General features: G+C 66.2%; 1 protein-coding gene and 1 other annotated feature. The gene reads left to right on the top strand.

What is annotated here, in order from left to right; translation table 11 throughout:
• Positions 1–50 precede the first annotated feature (50 nt).
• A protein-coding gene (locus tag EU555_RS35925) for an IS3 family transposase (RefSeq protein ID WP_091891964.1) occupies positions 51–1,279 on the top strand; the annotation gives its coding sequence in 2 pieces (ribosomal slippage) (positions 51–339 and positions 339–1,279; 1,230 coding nt in all).
• Positions 332–448, top strand: a sequence feature (AL1L pseudoknot). (Overlaps the previous gene by 117 nt.)
• Positions 1,280–1,319 lie beyond the last annotated feature (40 nt).

The following is a 1,319-nucleotide window of genomic DNA, read 5'->3' as shown; positions in this document are numbered from 1 at the left end:
TGAACCGCCCCGGGTTTCCCGGAGGCTCCCCCTTCTGAGAGGATGGAGCCATGACGAAGCGAACAGCCCCGTTTTCCCCTGAGGTGCGCGAGCGTGCCGTGCGGATGGTGCGCGAGCACGAAGGCGAGCACGGCTCGCAATGGGCAGCGATCCAGTCGATCGCGGCCAAGATCGGCTGCTCGGGCGAGACGCTGCGGAACTGGGTGCGCCAGTCCGAGCGTGATCAGGGCGTGCGTCCTGGCCAGACGACGGACGAGCGCGAACGGATCAAGGCGCTCGAGCGAGAGAACCGTGAGCTGCGCCAGGCCAACGAAATACTGCGCAAAGCATCGGCGTATTTTGCCATGGCGGAGCTCGACCGCCGGTCGCGGCCATGATCAGCTTCATCGACGATCATCGAGAGGCTTACGGGGTCGAGCCGATCTGCAGGGTGCTGCCGATCGCCCCGTCGACCTACTACGTGCATGCCGCCCGGCGTGCCGATCCCGAGAAGCAACCGGTTCGTGCTCGCAGCGACGCCGCGTTGATGATCGAGATAAAGCGCGTGTTCGAGGCCAACTTCTGTGTCTACGGCGTGCGGAAGGTCTGGCGGCAACTGGCGCGGGAGGGGATCGTGACAGCGCGATGCACGGTGGCGCGGCTGATGCGCAGGATGGGCTTGGCGGGGGTGGTGCGTGGCAGGACCGTTCGCACCACGATCCCCGACCCGGCTGCTGCCTGTCCGCTCGATCGCGTCAACCGCCACTTCAAGGCTCCCCGACCGAACGCCTTGTGGGTCAGCGACTTCACCTACGTAGCGACGTGGTCGGGCTTCGTGTACGTGGCGTTCGTCATCGATGTGTTCGCCCGGCGCATCGTCGGCTGGCGGGCCTCACGCAGCGCTCACGCGAGCTTCGTCCTGGATGCCCTGGAGCAGGCGCTGCACGAGCGTCGTCCCGTCCAGGGCAGCGGACTGGTGCATCACTCGGACCGCGGCTCGCAATACTTAGCTCTACGGTACACCGAGCGCCTGGCTGGAGCAGGGATCGAGCCGTCGGTCGGCAGCGTCGGCGACAGCTACGACAACGCCTTGGCGGAGACGATCAACGGCTTGTTCAAAGCGGAGGTGATCCATCGGCGCGGGCCGTGGCGTTCCTTCGAGGCGGTCGAGTACGCCACCCTGGAGTGGGTCGATTGGTACAACCACCGTCGCCTCCTCGCGCCAATCGGCAACGTCCCTCCCGCCGAGGCCGAAGCGCGCTATCATACCCACGTCGGCGACCAAGCCTTAGCCGCCTGAACCAAGCCAACCAGCCTCCGAAAAACCCGGAGCGGTTCAG

Origin of the sequence: Methylobacterium nonmethylotrophicum, assembly GCF_004745635.1 — a bacterium.
Taxonomy (GTDB): Bacteria; Pseudomonadota; Alphaproteobacteria; order Rhizobiales; family Beijerinckiaceae; genus Methylobacterium; species Methylobacterium nonmethylotrophicum.
Note: the sequence above shows the minus strand (reverse complement) of the source record. Positions and strands in the feature narration are given on the sequence as shown.